An 18447-nucleotide genomic window follows, 5' to 3' on the forward strand; every position below is an offset into this window, starting at 1 on the left:
TTGTGGCGCCAGCTACATAGGCAATTAAGGACATAGGGGTTGCGTATCGTCCAAAAGTGGCGGCTCGCAGTGCCTAAAAGGGGTTGCGTATCATCCGTGAGTGGCGGCGCGCAGCCCCTATGTCCTTAGATGCTTATGTAGCAGGCGTGACGCATCTGCAAGGCCAACACTCTTGCCAGCACACCCGCCAAGACGCCTACATCCGCCGGCGTAGCGACCCCGCGCCGAGTCGGATCGTGGCGGCCGCCACGGCGAACGGTAGCAATAGACCAATGACGGTCAACACGTAATGTATTCCACCGATGGGCCAGGCGTTCTTGCCGTCGATGACCGCGCCCCAATGCATCGTCACCCGGAAGGTGCAGGCGAGCACGATGAGGATGACGATCATGCCCGAGATCATGTAGATGACCGCGCCGAAGCTCGACGCGATCTTGGCGGCGTTGGGGTTGTGGAATTGCGGGTAGACTGCGCCCAGGCCCACGGCCATGGCGGCGACCGACATCGACAAGATGAAGATGAGCAGGCTGCCGGCGAGCATCAAGAACCAGTTCTGTACGACCAGCAGGTTCGACGCCCAGATGAGGAGCTGGCCGACGACGACCACCGGGAGCATCGCGCCGATCCACTTGCCGACGAGGAATTTCTCGAGCGAGATGGGCGCCTGCAAGATGAGCCAGAAGCTGCGGCCTTCGATGCTGACCGAGGGAAACAAAAAGCGCCCGGAGAGCGCGACGACGACGAAGCCGCAGGCGGCCAGGTTGAAGAAGAAGAGGCCCACGTCGCCGAACAGACGCTCGTCGGCGGCGACCTCGAAGTATTTGTAGTTGACCAGGTAGATGACGATGATGGCGACGACGACCAGCAGCTGGGACCACTGGCTGGCGTCGCGCAAAAAGATCTTCTGGTCCTTCTTCACCAGCATCTTGAAGGGCGACACGATCTTGGAGCCGGCCTTGTCGAGCTCGTCCAGGTTCTCGTCGAGGTCGCCGCGCATCTCGGCGGTGCGCTGCAGGAGCCAGTCGCGCACCACCTGCAAGAGGCTGGCGCCGTGGCGGCCTTCCTGGGCCTTCGAGTAGCCGCGCTCGTACCATTTGCGGTGACACCAGGCGGCCACGAAGAAGAGCGCGGCGGGCGTGCTGTAGAGCATGGCCACCGACCACCAGTCGGGGCTGCCCGAGTTGAAGAGCACGGGGATGACCGCGTTCATGCACCAGTCGCTGGGCAGATACGCGCTCGTCGGCGCGCTCAACAGGTTGAGCATCTCGCCGATGGATTCGAAGCTGTCGGGGTTGAGCAGGCGCTCGGGGCGAAGCGCGCGCACCATGATGAAGAGGATCGAAAACGCGACCAGCCCGAAGAAGAGCATCGCGTCGCGGGTGCGGTTCGCCTCCAGGATATTGGTCACGAGCAGCGCCACGAGGGTGGCAAAGGCCGTGGGCAGCGCCACGAAAGGTAGCAGCACCCCCGCGAGCATGGCGTAGTAGTGCCAGGGGGCGTTCGCGCCGACGCCGGCGGCGATGAAGACGGGCAGGCCGAAGAGCAAGACGATCCACGACGACTGGGTCAGCGACTCGATAAAGCGCGAGCTGAAGAGCGAGTCGCGTGGGATCGGCTTCGACATCAAGAACTGCAGGTCGTCGGCCAGATAAAAGGTCGTAAAGGCGGTGACGATATTCGAGAAGGCGAGCAGGCCGAAAAAGACCAGGAAGGCGATCGACAAGAGCTTCTGGATGAGAAGCTCGCCCACCGGCTCGATGGTGATGGCCTGCTCGACGAGCCAGAGGCTGCCGCGAAAGAGCATCACCCAGAAGAGAATGCTCAAGGCGAGGAAGACCGGGCCGCGAAAGCGGCCGTCCTGCTCGGAGCGCAGGCTGCCGCGGGCCATGCGAAGCTTTACGCCGATGAGGTTGCTGATCACGGCGTCCCCCGTCCGTCCTCCGAGGCGTCGTACTCGTGGCCGAAGCGCTCGGCCACGGCCTGGGCGCGCTCCTCTTTGCTCTCCTCGGTCAGCCGCAAGAAGACCTGCTCGAGGGAGCCGTCGTCCTCGCCGGACTCGGTTCTGAGCTCGTTGAGCGTGCCGCGGGCGATGATATTGCCGTGGTTGATGATGACGATGTTGTCGCAGACCTCCTCGGCGACCTCGAGGGTGTGCGTCGACAAGAGCACCGTCATGCCGATCTCGTGGGCGAGCTCTTTGAAGAGGTTCTTGATGAGCCGGTGGCCCTTGGGGTCGAGGCCGACCATCGGCTCGTCGACGACCAGGAGCCTGGGCTTGGGGAGCAGGGCGCCGGCGAAGACCAGGCGCTGCTTCATGCCGTGCGAGAAGCTCTCGATGAGGCTGTCGCCCCACTCGCGCAACTCGAAGAGCTCGAGCATCTCGCGCATGCGCTCGGCGATGCGCTTCGAGGGCATGTTGTAGAGCCCGCCGATGAACTTGAGGTACTCGAAGGCGGTGAGCTTGTCGTAGACGTAGGGGCGGTCGGGGATGAATCCGGTGACGCTCTTGGCGGCCACCGAGTCCTCGCCCATGTCGTGCCCGTCGATGGTGATGCTGCCCGAGGTGGGCTTGAGCAGCCCGGTGATCATGCGCAGCGTCGTCGTCTTGCCCGCCCCGTTGGGGCCGAGCACCCCGAAGACCTGCCCGTAGGGCACGTCGAGGTCGATATGGTCGACGGCGGTGAACTCGCCGTACTTTTTGTGGAGCTTTCGAAGCTGGACGATGTAGCCCTGCCGGTCGGATTGTTCGGCGGTCGCGGTTGCTGTCTCAGTCATACAGTCAGTCCGTCCCTGCGTTGTCTTCGTTACTGCCTGCGGCTTCGTCGGTGCCCGAATCGTCGGTCTTCTCGTCGGCTTTCTGGGCGTCGTCGGCGCCGTCGGCTTGTTGCGTGTCTTCGGCCTCGTCGGCTTTTTCGGCCTCATCAGGCGCGCCGATGCCGACCTTCTCCGGGGCGACCTGGCCGCCCAGAAGCTCCATGGCCGTGCCCAGGTTGAAGTCGAATTGGCCGGCGCCGGGCTTTGTCTTCTGCTGCTTTTTGCGCTCTTCGAGCTTGCGGCGGATCGACGAGGCTCGAGTGCGGCCGAGCTCGGCGGGCACGCGCGCGCCGACCATGCGCAGCGGGAACTCCTGGATGAGGATCTCGCCCTTGTCGTCGACGTAGACGTCGAGCTCGTTGCCGGCGACCTTCTGGAGGATGTGGTGGGCGGGCACCTTTTCTTCGTACACGTCGACGGTCTTCTTGCCCTTGTAGAGCATGACCATCTCGGTCATCTGCATGGTGGTGGGGTCGAAGAAGCGCTCGGAGAACTCGTCGCCGGCCTCGATATCGCCCGAGGCCAACAGTTGGTTGAACGCGCTGGTGGACAGGCGGGGCTTGTCCTGCAGCTCGATGGTCTGCGTCTTGGGCTCGCCGAGCAGGTTGAGGGTGGTGCTGATAGTCTTGCCGTCGACCTCGCCTTTGGCCTTGAAGGAGCGGCCCGAGGCTTTGACGTCGGCGGTGAACTCGGTCAGGTAGCCGTCCGTGTCGAGGCGAGATTTGACGGTGGTGTCGATCGCCCGCTCGGTGCCGAGCAGCTGGATGGTCATGAGCATGTCGTACTCGAGCAACCAGCCGTCGCCCAGGTTGGTGCGCGTCTGGTGGACGAAGCCGACCTCCTTGCCCTCACGGCGAAGCACCAGCCAAGTCTCGCCCTCGTGCATCGAAAACTCGCCGTCGATCCCCTGGGCCGCGGACGGCTCGGAGAACTCGGCGTCGTAGACGTACATGCCGGCGAGCACCACCCAGGCGGCTACGACCAGGGCGCCAACTACGTCGAACAGCTTCAACGGGATACTCTCACGGTGTGGGTTGGGTGAGTCGACGTGGGGATTGTAGATGACAAGGGTTCATCATTGAAGCTTCGATGCGACGGGAACCGTTCGAGGTGCGCCGTCGCATCGAAGCTTCGCATGGCTCAGCGAACGAAGACCTCGACCCAGACCACTTTGCAGCTGGCATCGTAGCACTGGGCGGACTGGGTTTGGCTCAGTCCATTGTCATTGCACGGCCACTGTCCGGTGGTGCACGCCTGCGGAACAATATTGCTCAGCTTGACCATGGAGTGGTCCTCGGTCTGCCAGGTGGCTTGGCCCGAGGGCGTGTTCGACAGGCCGTCGACCCAGCAGCAGTCGGCGGCGAGCACCGAGATGGCGGTGTTTTCGTTGCCGTTGGGGAAGCAATCGGCGTTGCTGTCGTGGCCGCGGTAGGTGTAGCCGAAGGTGTCGAGCTGGGTCTGGGTGAGGTTGCGACCGAAGTCGGCACCCGAGCGCATCCAGGTGGTGTTGCACGTCGACGGCCAGTTGGCGTTGATATGGGCGTCGTAGGTCATGTTGCCGAGGAGTCCGCGGTAGCCCAGGTTGTACTCGGCGTTGTTGAGCATCAGGTCGTCGCCGGCCACGGTGGTCCAGGCGGGAGACTTGAAGTCGGCGCTGTGCCGGTTGGCGATGCTTCCGAAGGTCGTCGCGTCGGTGATGACCGACTGCGAATCCCAGTTGCGCTGCCCGTCCTGGTTGACCTGGGTGCCCAGGAGGGTCCATCCGCCGCCGTCGGTGGTCATGTCGCAGTAGACGTCGAAGGGGGCGTTCGCGCCGGTGCCGTCGGCGTCGATGGTGTAGGTGCCGTCGCCGGTGTTGATGCTGTTGTTGAGCGCGTCCATGCACGAGGTCGGGTAGCGGCAGGTGATGCCGTCGCCGATCATCGTCGACGGGCACTCACACGTGAACGAGCCGTCGGTGTTGGTGCAGGTGGCGTTGGCGTCGCAGTTGTCGGTGTCGGTAGCGCACTCGTCGACGTCGGTGCAGGTGACGCCGTCGCCGGTGAAGCCGGAGTCGCAGGCGCAGGTGAAGGTGCCCGGCTCGTTGGTGCAGGTGGCGTTGGCGTCGCAGTTGTCGGTGTCGGTAGCGCACTCGTCGACGTCGGTGCAGGTGGTGCCGTCGCCGGTGAAGCCGGAGTCGCAGGCACAGCTGAACGAGCCCGGCTCGTTGGTGCAGGTAGCGTTGGCGTCGCAGTTGTCGATTTGGTTGGCGCACTCGTCGACATCCGTGCAGGTGGTGCCGTCGCCGGTGTATCCGGAGTCGCACTCGCAGGTGAAGGAGCCGTCGGTGTTGGTGCAGGTGGCGTTGTCAGCGCAGTCGTCGGTGCCGTCCGAGCACTCGTCGACATCCGTGCAGGTGGTGCCGTCGCCGGTGTAGCCCTCATCGCACGCACAGAACCACTGGCCCTGGTCGTCCTCGCTGCACGAGGCGTGCGTGTCGCACAGGTCGCACTCGGTGCCCTCACAGCCGGGGCCTTGACCGTAGCCGTCACCATCGGGGTCTTCGCAGTATTCGGTCGGCACGCAGGTGCCCTCGAAGCAAGAGACGGCCTCTCCCTCGCAGGTCTCGTCACAGTCGGTCGTGCAGATCTGGGTGTCGCCGAACGTCTCGCAGCGGCCCGACTCGCACTCGTCGTCGGTCGAGCACACCTCGCCGATCTCACTCAGCGCGGGAGCGTCAACCGCGTCGATGTCCGCGTCCTCCGAGGAGGTGTCCTCGGAGACGTCTAGGGCGGCGTCAGCCACGCCTGTGTCGGCTTCGTTAACTGGACCGCCCCCGGCGGTTTCGTCTCCACAGCCAGCGGCCATAAGTACACTAAAGCAAAGCACCGCGAAGAGCTTCGATGCTGCGAATGTTCTCGACCTTGTACAATTCATGATACGTTCACTTTTAAGCGAGTGTGGGTTGAGCGCGCACTTGTGCACCCGTACATTCAGTCTGTTTAAGTCGAGGATGCCACACCTAGAAGGCATGAGAAAGGACGAATGGGCATCTTGCACCACTGGCCGACGCATTGCATCATGAACGTCGCAACCCCACCCCCGTCAGCCTCACCGAGGGAGTAGCAGATGTCGTCCGAGGAGACAGTCCGGTTCCAGTTCAACTTTCGCGGCGTGCAGGTCGAGATTTCCGGCGAGCGCCGGTTCGTCGACGAGATGTATCAGGAGTTGATGCGCGATATCGAGGCGGCGCGCCTCGGGGCGTCGGAGCGCAAGGATGAGCTGAAGTTGCCCGATGACGAGGGGCTGGTGTGGGTGCACCGCTGCAGCAGCATGATGCGTAAGATCTACATGGCCACGACCGACGATATCGGCTTTACGCTGTTGTCGAACGCGCTCGATGCGCGCCAGTTGAGCAGCATCTATGTGGACAAGCAGGTCTTCGACCGGTTCATGCCGAATATTGCGAAAGATCGCACGTTGTGGGCGGAGCTGACCGAAGAGGGGCGTCGGACGATCAACAGTGCGTCGGAGTGAGGGAGCGATTGTCTACGAGGGCAAGATGCCCCCGCACGTGCGCTGGAGAGTTTAGACAGCGCGATGGTGAGAGTCCATCCGGGGCAAGTTCCGCCCCGAAGTTGAAGGTAACTGCGTCGCCGCGAGGCGGGGTGGGAAGCAACCGAGGTAACGAAGAACCAGTCCGTAGCGAAAGCGAACTCGATTCAGCCAAAGGCACTCGGCGAGCCTATGTGCGGTCGGCGAAGCCCGGATGCCGACGAGCGGTAAAACAGATACGGGAGAAGGGCAAAACCCGTACCCCAAAGCCCACGGCCCCGAACAGACACGGCTCGGTTCGAGGGAACGAAACAGGAGCGTACGCTCGAAGGAAGCCACGCGCACCAAGGAACACACGGTGACGCGATGGGAGTGCATGGTGGTTGGAGACAGAATGGTTCTTAGTGGCTGTCTAGATGAATCCAGGAGATCTGCCGACGGGTCAAAAGACGCCGGCAGAAGTCAGAGCATTCGTAGTAGCGAGGAAACCTGGGAAAGCAGGTGGAGCGAAGGGATGCAGGAAAGTGGAATCAGGAAGGAAAAGAGCGATGGAAGACCAATCGACGTCAGTGTCCTGCGGGACTAAACAAGTCGAAGACACCCCGACCCAATGGACGTGGGTGGAACCAGCGATCTGGACCGACCGGATGCTCGAGGCGCTCGAAAGGGGCGTCAAAGGAGGCAACAGCGCCTATTTTGCCAACGACGGGCTTTTCTTTATGGCCGAAGCCCGACGGCTGGAACTCGAGTCCTTACGAAAAGGAACCCGCTGACTGGAAAGCCGTATGCGGGAAATCCGCACGTACGGTTTGGAGGGAGGGGCGCCCGGTGAACCGGGGGTCCCTACCCCTATCGAGTTTACGAGGGCAAGATGCCCCCGCACCGAGTTTACGAGGGCAAGATGCCCTTGCTCCGAGGGTTTGCTCAGAAAATCTTGTCTAGCAGCCCGCCCACGGGGCCGAAGAGGCCCTTGAGCTGCTGGGTCTTGAGACGGTCGCAGATCTCCGAGATCGATCCCTTCTTGCCGCGACCGTAGGCGCCGTCCAGGCGCACTTTGCGGCCTCCACGCTTCAACGTGAGTGATTTCAAGACGACGGCGTCGTCTTTGAAGAGGACCAGGCCGGGCTTGCGTGTCTTCCAGCGCATGCCGGGGCGGCCGAGCGACATCTTGTCGACGGCGAGCGCCTTCAGGTCGCGGGCGTGGCGGCCTTTGATGTCGAGGTAGATGGGGAGGCGCAGCTTGGCGACCGAGATCTTGGTCTTCGAGCGGAAGCGAAACTTCTGCTCGTCGAGCAGGCTCAGCTTCATCTGTACGGAGTTGAACTTCTCACCTTTGATTCGCACGCCGGTCATCAGCGCCGACACGGCGCCTTTGCCCAGCGGGAACGCGCCGCGCACGTTCAGGTTCACGGCGACGCGACGGGCGCGGAGCTTCTCGTGGCGGTAGCCGTCCAGATCGATGCCGCCGCGGGCTTTCAGGGTGTCGAGGGGCCATTGGGCGCCGTCTTTGGCGGGGCGGAATGCGCCGCTGACCAACATGCGCGCCTTCTCGGCGCGGTGGTCGCCCACGCGTATGTCGGTGAGGATCCCGCGTGTCTTGAAGGCGAGCATGCGCTCGTCGCGGTCCTTTCGTTGCACGGACGGGACGAGGAGTTCGAGCGAGCCGCTCGAGGCGCCGTAGCGGTTGCCGTCGAGCACGAGGTCACGCGCGGTCCACTTGGACTCGGTGTCGGCGTGGGCGAGCATTTGCAGCGGGTCGCGCGCGGAGTCGGCGAGCGCCGACAGGTCGAGCTTTCCGTTCGCCTTCGTCCAAACGCGCACCCGCGTGGCGTCGTCCAGCGGGATGGCGAGGCGTTTGGCGAGCCGGCGGGCGTGCTTGTTGCCGGTGGTGTTCAGGGCCATCGACAGCGCGAATTTGCCGGCCTCGGTGACGTGGCCGCTGGTGTTCAGTGAGGTCTTCGAGGCTTTGAGGTCGAGCTTGTCGACCTGCAGGCGACCCTTCACCGCACGCGCGATGAGTCGAAGGGTGTCGACGCGCTCGCCGGCGAGGGCGATGTCGTTCGCGCTCCAGCGCAGGGTGGTGTCCATCTCGTCGCGCGACCAGCCGCGCCCGGCGATGCTTCCCTTGCCGTCGAGGACGAGCCACGACCAGTCGGGCGCGCCTGGCCAGGTGCGAGGCTCGAAGTCGCGGGCTTCGAGGTCGAAGTCGTAGGCGTCGTCGTCGCTCATCTGGCCTTCGACGTCTAGCCAGCCGCCGTCGGGCGTCGAGGCTCGACCGGAGACGGCAATCGGGGTTTCGGGCGGAGCTTCGCTGCGTGGAATCGACACGTCGAGCTTGTCGAGGCGCCAGTGCTCGTCGACCTCGAGTGTGTCGGCGGTGATATCGCAGGTGATCTCGTTCTTCTCGACGCGTGTGCCCGTCGCGCGAACCTTGCGAAGGGTGGGGGAGAAGGTGGAGACGACGTCGGCTTCGAAGCGGTCGAGACGCTTGACGACAGTTTTGTGTGAGAGCACGCGAAGCTGTCCCTTGGCCTGAACCTCTTGTGCGGTGACGACTCTCGAAGGCTTATCGGGTTCGATGGAGTTAACGTAATATATCTTACCGTCGATGACCTCCGCCTCGGTCATCTCGAAGAGCACCTGGCCCGCCGGGCGAGGGGGGCGCGATTCGGCGCCCGACCTTCGTGAGCGGAAGACGTGCTCGACGTTGCGGTTGCCGTCGGGCAACTCCTCGACGAAGACCACCGGGCGGACGAGCCGCGCTTTGTCGAAGCGAAAGTCACCGTTGAGAAGGGCGAAGGCCGAAACCTCGACCTGCAGCTCGTCGATGTGGGCGACGGGGCCGCCGTAGACGTCGCGGATCTCGACGTCGTGCGCGGTAAACCCGTGGACGAGCGACCCGGTGAGCCGTCGCGCCTCGAAGTCTCCCTCGAACTTCTCGTCGAGCTTGCGCTCGAGCTCGTCGAGGACGTGCTCGTGCACTTTGCCGGCGTCGTACGCGGCAAACGCCACCGCGCCGAGCGCGATCGGGACGAGCGAAAATGAGAGTAGGCGCATGAGGTACTGCAGACTGTGGGGGCTCGCTCGTCCGGGCGGCTACAACGAGGTGCTCGGGAACATCGGGAGCGACGAGCGTACGGATGCCGGGTGGGTTAACTCGACAGAGTCTGCAGTAATTTCATAGTTTTACAGAAGGGGCGGATGGCGAAGGGCGAAGGGCGAAGGAGCGAAGGAGTAAAGGAGCAAAGGGGCGAAGGAGCGAAGGAGTAAAGGAGCGAAGGAGCGAAGGAGCGAATTAGCTCGGGACCCCCTTTGCTACCTTTGCGGTTCATTCCCCGCGATCACGTCCAATCAAAGACACGCGCCGCGTTGTCCCATACGAAGCTTTCGAGCTCGTCGAGGGTGATGCCGCGGGCGTCGGCGATCTTTTGGGCGGTGTGGCGTACGTAAGCCGGCTCGTTGGTCTTGCCGCGGTTGGGGACCGGGGCGAGGTAGGGCGAGTCGGTTTCGACGAGGATGCGGTCCTCGGGGGTGTCGCAGGCGATCTCGAGCAGCTCTTTGGCGCTGTTGAAGGTCACGATGCCCGAGAAGGACAGGTAGAAGTCGAGCTCGAAGAGGCGCTCGGCCATCCAGCGGCTGCCGGTGAAGCAGTGCAGGATGCCGCCGGTGACGCCGGTCTCCTCGAGCAGGGCGATGGTGTCCTCGTCGGCGTCGCGGCTGTGGATGATGACCGGCTTGTCGACCTCTTTGGACATCTCGAGGAATTGGCGAAAGGCCCACTTCTGCTGCTCGACCGGCGCGTTGTCGTAGTAGTAGTCGAGGCCGGTCTCGCCGATGCCCACGACCTGGTCGTGCTCGGAGAACTCGCGGCGGATGGTCTCGACGACCTCCTCGGTGGCCTGCTCGGCGTCGTGCGGGTGGATGCCGGCGGTGCAGCGAATCCAGTCGTGCTCTTTGGCGATGTCGAGCGCGCGGTAGTTGCTGTCGAGCCCGCGGCTGGCCCCGATGGTCACGATGCGCTCGACGCCGGCGTCGCGTGCGTTCTGCAGGACCTCGTCGAAGCGATCTTGGAGTTTCGGAAAATCGAGATGTGCGTGTGTGTCGATTAACGGCATGGGAGGGTTTCGGGGTTAGGGGTTTAGGGGTTTCGGAGGGCGTCGCTGTTCTGCAAGGCCTGCTTTGCAAGTTCGCGAACTTCTGAATCACTGTGCTTTTTGACGACATCCTCGAGCACCGCACGGGCCTGTTGGCCGCCGTAGTCGGCCAGGGCGAGCACGGCGGTGTCGGCGTGGTAGTCGTCGCTTCGGGCGACGCGGTCGAGCTCGTCGAAATACTCGCTGATGCGCAGGCGTCCGACCAGCCGCAGGGCGTAGCCGCGGGCGTCCTTGCGGCTGCTGTTGAGCGATTTCTCCAAGTGAGCGGTGCCGCTGGCCTTGCCCAGTTCGTGCAGGGCTCCGGCGGCTTCGACCTTGAGGATCGGGTGGGCGAACCAGCGCTTGACGACATTTTCGAGGGCGTCGACGGCGCGCTCGGAGCGCAACTGCACCAGCGCCTGACTCGCCGCGGCGATGGTCTCTTCTTCCTCGAGGGCTGCGATGAGCTCGTCGGTGATGGCGTCCAGCACCTCGCCGGGGACCTCGGCGCCGTGTTGGGTGTGCAATTCGCTGAGCGACAGGGCGATCTGGAGCTTGTCGGTGCCCCCGAGCTCGCGCCACTGCTCGAGCAGCTTGGCGGTGTTCTGGGTCCAGCCGTGCTGGGCGGTGATCTGAGCGGCGACCACGACGACCTCGGGGTCCTCGTCGTCGAGGCGCGATGCGACGAGCTCTCCGAAGGCGTCGCCAGAGGCGTCGAGCTCGTGCAGCGAGACGAGCGCCTGGTAGCGCACGTCGGGCGAGTCGTCTGTGCCTGCGTGGAGCAGGGCGGAGACGGTTCTCGGGTTGTGGGAGGTGCGCAGGGCCAGGCAGGCGGCCTCGCGGAACGGCGCGTCGGGCGTGGGGATGGCGCTCGGCTCGACGCCGAGCTCACCCGCCTGTGCCACGGCGCCTTCGGGCTCGCCGACCACGAGCGAGCGAAGCGCCTCGTCGAAGGTCTCGTCGTCGCGGTCGGCGCTGGCCAGAGCGGCTTGGTGGCGAAGCGGCGGATAGGAATCCGCCATCGCCTCGAGCAAGGTGCGTCGCACCTGAGTGTCGGAGCCCTCCCGAAGACGCAGCTCGAATTCGGAGAGCCGCGTCTTCGGGTTGGAGATATCGGCGAGGCGGGATTGGGTCATGGTTCGTGGTCTATATGTACGCCTTACTGGTTCGTGGCCTCAACCCCCCGGCGCTTCGCGCCTGCCCCCCAACGCCGATGGCTTGGGGGGCGAATGGTCGGCCTTACGAGATGCGAGTGCCCGGCTTGACGTTCTCGGAGAAGAACGCCAGCTCCAGCTTGCCTTCGTCGGTCTCGGCGGCGAGCACCATCGCCTCGCTCTTGATGCCGAAGAGCTTGGCGGGCTTGAGGTTGGTGACCATGGCCACCTGCTTGCCCTCGAGGTCGCTCGGGTCCCAGCTCTTGGCCAGGCCGGCGACGATGGTGCGGTTGTTGTCTTCGCCGACGTCGGCCGACAGCTTCAGGAGCTTGTCGGCGCCCTCGACCTTCTCGGCCGACTCGATGCGCCCGACGCGAAGTTCGATATTCATGAAGTCGCCGAACTCGACCAGGCCGGTCTTCTCGGAGTCTCCCTTCTTGCCCTTGGACTTCTTCTGCTTCTTCTCGACCATTTTGGTCTGCTCTTCCTCTTTGGCGATGGCCTCGAGGTCGATCTTGTCGAACAGAACGTCCGGGGTCTCCACCGTGTTTCCGGCCGGCAGGCCGCCCCACTTGAGCGAGGCGAGCTGCAGGTCGTCGTCGCTCGTGAGCTGCAGGGCGCCCAGAATCTTCTGCGCGGCATCGGGTACGAACGCCGAGGCGAGCACGGCGACCCAGCGGATGCCTTCGAGGGCGTGGTACAGGATGTGCTGGACGCGCTCGATGTCACCTTCTTTGTTGTACTTCCAGGGCTGGGTGGTCTGGATGTACTGGTTGAGGTCCTTGGCGAAGCTCATGATGGCGTCGAGCGCGTTGTGCGGCTCGCGCTTGTTCATGGCGTCGCGCACGGTCGCCAGGATGACGTCGGCGGCCTTGCGAAGGGCCACGTCGTGCTCGTTCTGCGTCTCGGTGTACGCGGGCACCTCACCGTCGATGAAGCTCTGGACCATCTTGGTGGTGCGGTTGACGAGGTTGCCAAGGTTGTCGGCGAGCTCGCTGTTGTTGCGCTCGACGATGCGCTCCTGGACGAAGTTGCCGTCGCTGCCCAGCGGGATCTCGCGCACCATAAAGTAGCGAAGAAGGTCGAGCGGGTACTCGTCGGCCAGTTCGAAGGCGTCGATCCAGTTGCCCTTCGACTTGCTCATCTTCTCGCCCTCGACGGTCCACCAACCGTGAGCGAAGACCTGCTTGGGCAGGTCGACGCCGGCGCTGAGGAGAAAGGCAGGCCAGTAGACGGCGTGGAAGCGCAGGATGTCTTTGCCGATGAGGTGGACGTCGCACGGCCAGAACCCGCCGGTCTCGCCGGCCTCGTCGAAGCCGCCCACGCCGCTCAGGTAGTTGGTCAGCGCGTCGACCCACACGTACAGCACGTGCTCGGGGTCGTCGGGGAACGGGATGCCCCAGTCGAAGGTCGTGCGGCTGATGGACAGGTCCTTGAGGCCGCCGTCGACGAAGGCGCGCACTTCGTTGCGACGCGCCTTGGGGCGCACCGGGACCGTGTCGCTGTCGTACCACTCGATGAGCTGGTCTTGGTATTTGCTCAGCTTGAAGAAGTAGCTCGCCTCCTCGACCCACTCGACCTCCGAGCCGGTGGCGACGGCCTTGCCGTCTTCGATCTCGTCTTCGGCGTAATACGCCTCGTCGGAGGCCGAGTACCACCCCTCGTAGGTGTCGAGGTAGATGTCGCCCGACTCCTTCATGCGCCGAATCATCTCCAGGACCGTCTCTTTGTGGTCCGCATCGGTGGTGCGGATGAACCGGTCGTGGCTCAGCTCGAGCTTCTCGAACAGGTCGCGGAACTTCGCCGAGTTCTCGTCGACCAGCTCTTGGGGCTCGATGCCGCGGTCTTCGGCGGCGCGCTGGATCTTGAGGCCGTGCTCGTCGGTGCCGGTCAAGAAGAAGACGTCGTCACCGCGCTGCCGGTAGTGGCGCGCGAAGACGTCGGCGACGATGGTCGTGTAGGCGTGGCCGATATGCGGCGCGCCGTTGACGTAATAGATCGGAGTGGTGATGTAGAAATTCGCCATTGTTCAACTCTGTCGATTTTCAGGCAAGCCCCAGCAGGAACACAATGGTTGGGGCGAATGGACCAAATTCAAGGTGGTTCTTAGAACTTGGAGGTGGGTTTGGCAAGGCTTCGGTGCTCGGGCCACTCGACTCATTTCAATGCCCCGCCGAAAAGCCAAAGGCCATCCAGAATCCATTTTAGCGGGCTCAGAAAAAGTTGGGGGCACACAAACGCCGTTTCATCGGGCTCGCAAAAAGCGATGGGGCACACAGACGCCATTTTGTCGGGCTCAGAGGGAGCGGAGGGCACCGAAACGTCGTTTCATCGGTCTTGGGAAAAGATTTGGGGCACTGAAATGTCTGTGCGACGGTCTTGGGAAAAGATTTGGGGCACTGAAATGCCGTTTCAATGGCCTCCGCAGATTCTGAGGGCATCGAAATGGCGTTCGTGAGGCGGGATCGGGTTCGGGAGGCGTGGTTGATGAGGATCAAAGCCCCGCGGCAAGCCGTAGGGCTGCACGGGCGCCGCAAAAGGCGCGGCGAGTTCCGCTGGGGGCGAGCCCCCGCTCCGCGAAAGGCAACGGCTACTTCTTCTTGCCGCGACCGCCGCGTTTGCCGCGTTTGCCGCGTTTGCGGCGCCGGGAGCCGCGGCGTCGCGACTTTTTGCCCGATTTCTTCTGCTTGTTGTTAGACGATTCTTGGCCGCCGTCGGCAGCCAGGTCGGGGATGCCGACGAATTCGACGCTGCCTGGGGCATCGTCGTTCCAAAGGTAGCGCTCGTGGCGCTCGTCGGGCGGGGTGTCGACGGTTTCGTCGAGCTTCTTGGCGTCGATGATCTCGATTTCGTCGACTGGGAAGAGTTGGCGGTTCTCGTCATGCAGCTTGATGGTGACCCGCCGGTTGATGACGTCGAGGTCGATGATTTCGCCCACGCCCATGGCGGTCTGTGCCTTTTGGCCGGCCCGCGGCAACGACTTCTTCATGCGCCGGTACATCTGCTGCTCGTAGACGAGGCAGCACATCAGGCGGCCGCACATGCCCGAGACCTTCGAGGGGTTGAGCGTCAAGCCCTGCTGTTTGGCCATGCGAATCGAGACCGGGGAGAACTCCTGCAAGAAGGTGCTGCAGCACAGCTCGCGCCCGCACGGGCCGATGCCGCCGAGCATGCGGGCGCCGTCGCGCACGCCGATCTGGTGCATCTCGATGCGGGTGCGGAAGCGGTGGGCGAGGTCTTTGACCAGGTCGCGAAAGTCGATGCGGCCGTCGGCGCTGAAGTAGAAGACGATCTTCGAGCCGTCGTGCATGTACTGAGCGCGGATGAGCTTCATGGGCAGGTTTCGTGCCCGGATGCGCTCGATGCAGAATCGGTAGGCGTCGCGCTCGCGCTCTTCGTTTTTGTCGGCGTGGCGCACGTCGCCGTCGTTGGCCTTGCGCAGCACGCGCTGGATGCTGCCGGTGGGCAAGAGCTTTCGCTGCACGTGGCCGGTGATCTTGGCGATGGCCGGGCCGCGGTCGGTTTCGACGATGACCTGGTCGCCCGGGTAGAGCTGCAGCTCGCGGGCGTCGAAGTCGTGCTTGATGAAGTTCGTGCGAAATTTGGCCTGCACGACGTTGTAGAGGCGCTTTTTGCCGCCGAACGGCTCGCCGCCGGTCTTGTCGTGGGCTGTGTTGTCGGTGGTCGTGGTGGTCATGGGGTTCCGACTGTCGCTACAGAACGTTCGTTTTTCGAGCTTCAGGCCGACGCGCCGTGGCGTCGGAAGTTGCCCAGCAGGTTCTCGGTGATGAGCTGGGCGTGCACGTTTCGCATCAACAAGCGTTGGGCCTCGCGGATTTCATCGAGGAGTCCGAGGAGCTCGTCGAGGGAGACGCGGTCGCTGTAGGAGGCGACGAGGTCGACCAGGTCGGTGTTGATGAGCCGATCGGCGTTGCCGGCGGCCTTATAGAGCATGACGTCGCGCAAAAAGAGCTTGAGGACGTCGAGCTTGCGCTCGAGCTCGTTTTTGTTCGAGCTCAGCTCTTCGGCCAGGTCCAGCAGAGGGACGGGTTGGCCGGCGGGCAGGTTGACGATCTGCTCGACGAACTCGCGCCGGGCGTCGAGCATGCCCGACTCGACCACCGCGAAGGTGCGCCCGACGCTCCCCTCGCCGTAGCCGGCGGCGACCTCCAGCAGCTTGGCGTCGGGGCGCTCGATGTCCTCGTTCTCTTCGAGGAGCTCGTCGAGCAGCTCGACGACGTCCGATTCTTCGAGCGCGCCGAAGCGCAGCACCTGGCAGCGCGAGATGATCGTATCGAGCAGGCCGTGGGGCTGGTCGGTCACGAGGATGAGGCGCATGCGCTTGGAGGGCTCTTCGAGCGTCTTCAACAGCGCGTTGGCCGCCTCTTCGGTCATCGTGTGAGCGTCGTCGATGAGGACGATGCGAAAGCGCCCCTCGTAAGGCGCCTTCATGGCGGCTTTCTGGATCTCGCGGATCTGGGCGATCTTGATGCGCCCCTTCTCGGGCTCGACGAAGAGGACGTCGGGGTGCTGGCGGCCGTCGATCTTGCGGCAGCTACTGCATTCGCCGCAGGCGTCGCGGAACTCGCCCTCGGGGCGGTGGGCGCAGTTGACCACGGCCGCGAAGGTCTGGGCGGTCAAGAATTTGCCGACCCCCTGCAGACCGGTGAACAGGTACGCGTGGTGGACGCGGCCGGTGTTGAGGGCCGTCTTCAAGATGTCGAGCGGGCGTTCTTGCCCCCGAATTTGCGACCAGTGCAGCACGGTGATGTCCTCGGAAGGGCGCGAAGTTAAGACGCCCGCGATGCTAGCGCAACGCGGGCGAAAAAGTAAAAGAGCGAAAAAGCAAAGGAGCGAAAAAGTAAAAGAGTGAAGAAGTAAAGGAGTGAAAAAGTAAAGGAGTGAAAAAGTAAAGGAGTGAAAAAGTAAAGGAGTGAAAAAGTAAAGGAGTGAAAAAGTAAAAGAGCAAAGGCGGTACGTGTCGACCGCCTTTGCTTCTTCGCTTCTTTACCCTTTTGCTTTTTCGCTCTCCTATCGCGTCACCGCGATATAAACGACGCGTCCGCCGCGCACGACCTTCAGGCGTACGACGTCGCCGCGCTCGAAGGCTTTGATCGCTTTGTCGAACTCTTTGGAGTCGGTCACCTTGTCTTCGCCGACCTCGGTGATGACGTCGCGTTGGCGAAGGCCGGCGCCGTGGGCGGCCGATTGAGAGCCGACGTTGGTGACGACGACGCCGTCGGTGCTGCTGGCGCCCAATTGGCGGGCGAGCGAGTCGGTCAGGGCTTTGACCGAGACGCCGAATTCAGCGCTCTTGGGGGCGCTGGCGTTGCTGGCGTCGAAGCTGGGGATATTGGGGTGATCCTGGTCGGGGAGTTTTTCGAGCTTGATGTCGAGCTTCATCTGCTTTTTGCCGCGGAGCAATTTGACGTCGACCGTCTTGCCGGCGCCTGCGGTGGAGGCGAGCCAGGGGAGCTTGTCGCTCGACTTCAACGGGGCGCCGTCGAACTCGAGGATGACGTCGCCGGCTTTGACCCCGCCTTTGGCCGCCGGGCTGTTGTTGACGACCTCGGTCACCAGCGCGCCGGTCGGTTTGTCGAGGCCGAAGGTAGCGGCGAGCTTTTTGTCGAGTTCTTGGACCCGGATGCCCAACCAACTGCGCACCACGTAGCCGTGATTGGCCAGGTGGGGTAAGAGCTTTTTGACCATGTTGATGGGGATGGCAAAGCCGATCCCCTGGCCGTTGCGGTTGATGGCGGTGTTCATGCCGATGACCTCGCCGGAGAGCCCGATGAGCGGGCCGCCCGAGTTGCCCGGGTTGATGGAGGCGTCGGTCTGGATGAATTCGGCGTAGGCGTCGTTGTCGATGCCCAGATCGCGGCGTCCCAGTGCGCTGACGATGCCGGTGGTCACCGTGTGGCTCAGCCCCAGCGGGTTGCCGATGGCCAGCACGTGCTCGCCGACCTTGACGCGGTCGCTGTCGCCCAGCGCGATGGCGGGCAGCTTGCGCTCGGTGTCGATCTTGAGCAGGGCGACGTCGGTGTCGGGGTCCATGCCCACCACGCGGGCGGCGTACTCGGTCTTGTCGAGCAGCTTGATCTTGATGGCGCTCGCGCTCTCGACGACGTGGTTGTTGGTCAGGATATAGCCGTCGGGATGGATGATGAAGCCGGTGCCCTGGGCCATCGAAGTCGGCCCGCCAGACCATTCGCCTTTGCCCAGGAGGCGCTCGATTTCGTCGCTCTGCCCGTAGCTGACGATGATATTGACCACCGACGGGCTGAGCTTCTCGGCGAGCTTCGACAGGCTCGAGAAGCGCAGCGGGGCGTTGGGGTCGATGCCCTGGTGCGACGACTCTTCGACCCACACCTCGTCGGGCGCCTGGTCGTCCTGGGCGAACGAGGTCGTCGCGCCGAGGGACAACGCGGTCGCCACGAGGCCGGAGAGCAAGAGCCGGGAGATTCGCCGTTTTAGGGTGCCAGTCATCGTCGTCGGGGGGCTTGAGACTTCCTGCAGTGCGTCGCGCTCGGCGCACGTCAGGCGCTTGTCGCTCGACTTCTCTACCAATAAACGTCGCCACAGCAGCGCTCTCTATCAAGATGCAACTCGGGCCGCTCAGGTGGCAAAACACTCGGGGGAGAGGGAATAGTCCTGTTTTCTAATTATGCCGGTTATCGAAGCGCTCTCAAAGGAGCCGTGTGGATTTTCTTTGGGCAACGCGCGTCAACCCTTTGATGTGCGTTTGTGTGTGTGCTAATCCTCCACCGATCGAAACCTTTTTTCGATGCGCTACTTGTTTCAAAGGAGTGATT

Annotated in this window: 13 protein-coding genes; 2 read left to right on the forward strand and 11 right to left on the reverse strand. The window is 63.5% G+C overall.

All coding sequences use genetic code 11. The annotated features are described in order from the left end of the window. Window positions 1-196: 196 nt before the first annotated feature. From FIV42_RS25550 to FIV42_RS30805, 4 genes are all read right to left on the reverse strand, one after another. Window positions 197-1921: a putative ABC transporter permease subunit gene (locus FIV42_RS25550; RefSeq protein WP_141200435.1), complete on the reverse strand. Its 1725-nt coding sequence runs from the start codon at window positions 1919-1921 to the stop codon at window positions 197-199. After that, a complete protein-coding gene (locus tag FIV42_RS25555) occupies window positions 1918-2775 on the reverse strand; it encodes an ABC transporter ATP-binding protein (RefSeq protein ID WP_222615321.1) in 858 nt (285 codons plus the stop codon). The genes FIV42_RS25550 and FIV42_RS25555 overlap by 4 nt, the downstream gene beginning before the upstream one ends. Window positions 2776-2779: 4 nt before the next feature. Next, entirely contained in the window at window positions 2780-3826 is a 1047-nt protein-coding gene (locus tag FIV42_RS25560) for a hypothetical protein (RefSeq protein WP_141200436.1), read from the reverse strand. Window positions 3827-3954: 128 nt separating this feature from the next. Further along, a complete protein-coding gene (locus tag FIV42_RS30805; protein WP_222615322.1) occupies window positions 3955-5598 on the reverse strand; it encodes an EGF domain-containing protein in 1644 nt (547 codons plus the stop codon). 324 nt (window positions 5599-5922) lie between these two features. Between FIV42_RS30805 and FIV42_RS25575 the strand changes: the two genes are divergently transcribed. Together FIV42_RS25575 and FIV42_RS30420 are read left to right on the forward strand one after the other, a co-directional pair. Next, on the forward strand, window positions 5923-6330 hold the full coding sequence (locus FIV42_RS25575; RefSeq protein ID WP_141200437.1) for a hypothetical protein: 408 nt from the start codon (window positions 5923-5925) through the stop codon (window positions 6328-6330). 638 nt (window positions 6331-6968) lie between these two features. Continuing rightward, a complete protein-coding gene (locus tag FIV42_RS30420; RefSeq protein WP_168210944.1) occupies window positions 6969-7121 on the forward strand; it encodes a hypothetical protein in 153 nt (50 codons plus the stop codon). A gap of 151 nt (window positions 7122-7272) precedes the next feature. Here the strand turns inward: FIV42_RS30420 and FIV42_RS25580 are convergent, their stop codons facing one another. From FIV42_RS25580 to FIV42_RS25615, 7 genes are all read right to left on the reverse strand, one after another. Then, window positions 7273-9405 carry an AsmA family protein gene (locus FIV42_RS25580; RefSeq protein ID WP_141200438.1) on the reverse strand — a complete coding sequence of 711 codons (2133 nt, stop codon included), beginning with the start codon at window positions 9403-9405 and terminating at the stop codon, window positions 7273-7275. A gap of 284 nt (window positions 9406-9689) precedes the next feature. Then, the gene (locus FIV42_RS25590) at window positions 9690-10463 is read right to left on the reverse strand and encodes a TatD family hydrolase (protein ID WP_141200440.1); all 774 of its coding nucleotides are present in this window, start codon (window positions 10461-10463) and stop codon (window positions 9690-9692) included. A gap of 23 nt (window positions 10464-10486) precedes the next feature. Further along, window positions 10487-11617 carry a HEAT repeat domain-containing protein gene (locus FIV42_RS25595; protein ID WP_141200441.1) on the reverse strand — a complete coding sequence of 377 codons (1131 nt, stop codon included), beginning with the start codon at window positions 11615-11617 and terminating at the stop codon, window positions 10487-10489. A 103-nt stretch (window positions 11618-11720) separates the two neighbouring features. Next, window positions 11721-13661, reverse strand: coding sequence for a methionine--tRNA ligase (gene metG, locus FIV42_RS25600; RefSeq protein ID WP_141200442.1), 1941 nt, complete (start codon window positions 13659-13661; stop codon window positions 11721-11723). A gap of 564 nt (window positions 13662-14225) precedes the next feature. Further along, window positions 14226-15332 (reverse strand): PSP1 domain-containing protein, encoded by a 1107-nt coding sequence (locus FIV42_RS25605; RefSeq protein WP_141200443.1) that lies wholly within the window; start codon window positions 15330-15332, stop codon window positions 14226-14228. Between the two features lie 41 nt (window positions 15333-15373). After that, window positions 15374-16399, reverse strand: a complete 1026-nt coding sequence (gene holB, locus FIV42_RS25610) for a DNA polymerase III subunit delta' (RefSeq protein WP_141200444.1) — start codon at window positions 16397-16399, stop codon at window positions 15374-15376. 267 nt (window positions 16400-16666) lie between these two features. Continuing rightward, window positions 16667-18121 (reverse strand): Do family serine endopeptidase, encoded by a 1455-nt coding sequence (locus FIV42_RS25615; RefSeq protein ID WP_141200445.1) that lies wholly within the window; start codon window positions 18119-18121, stop codon window positions 16667-16669. Window positions 18122-18447 lie beyond the last annotated feature (326 nt).

Source organism: Persicimonas caeni, assembly GCF_006517175.1.
Taxonomy (GTDB): domain Bacteria; phylum Myxococcota_A; class Bradymonadia; order Bradymonadales; family Bradymonadaceae; genus Persicimonas; species Persicimonas caeni.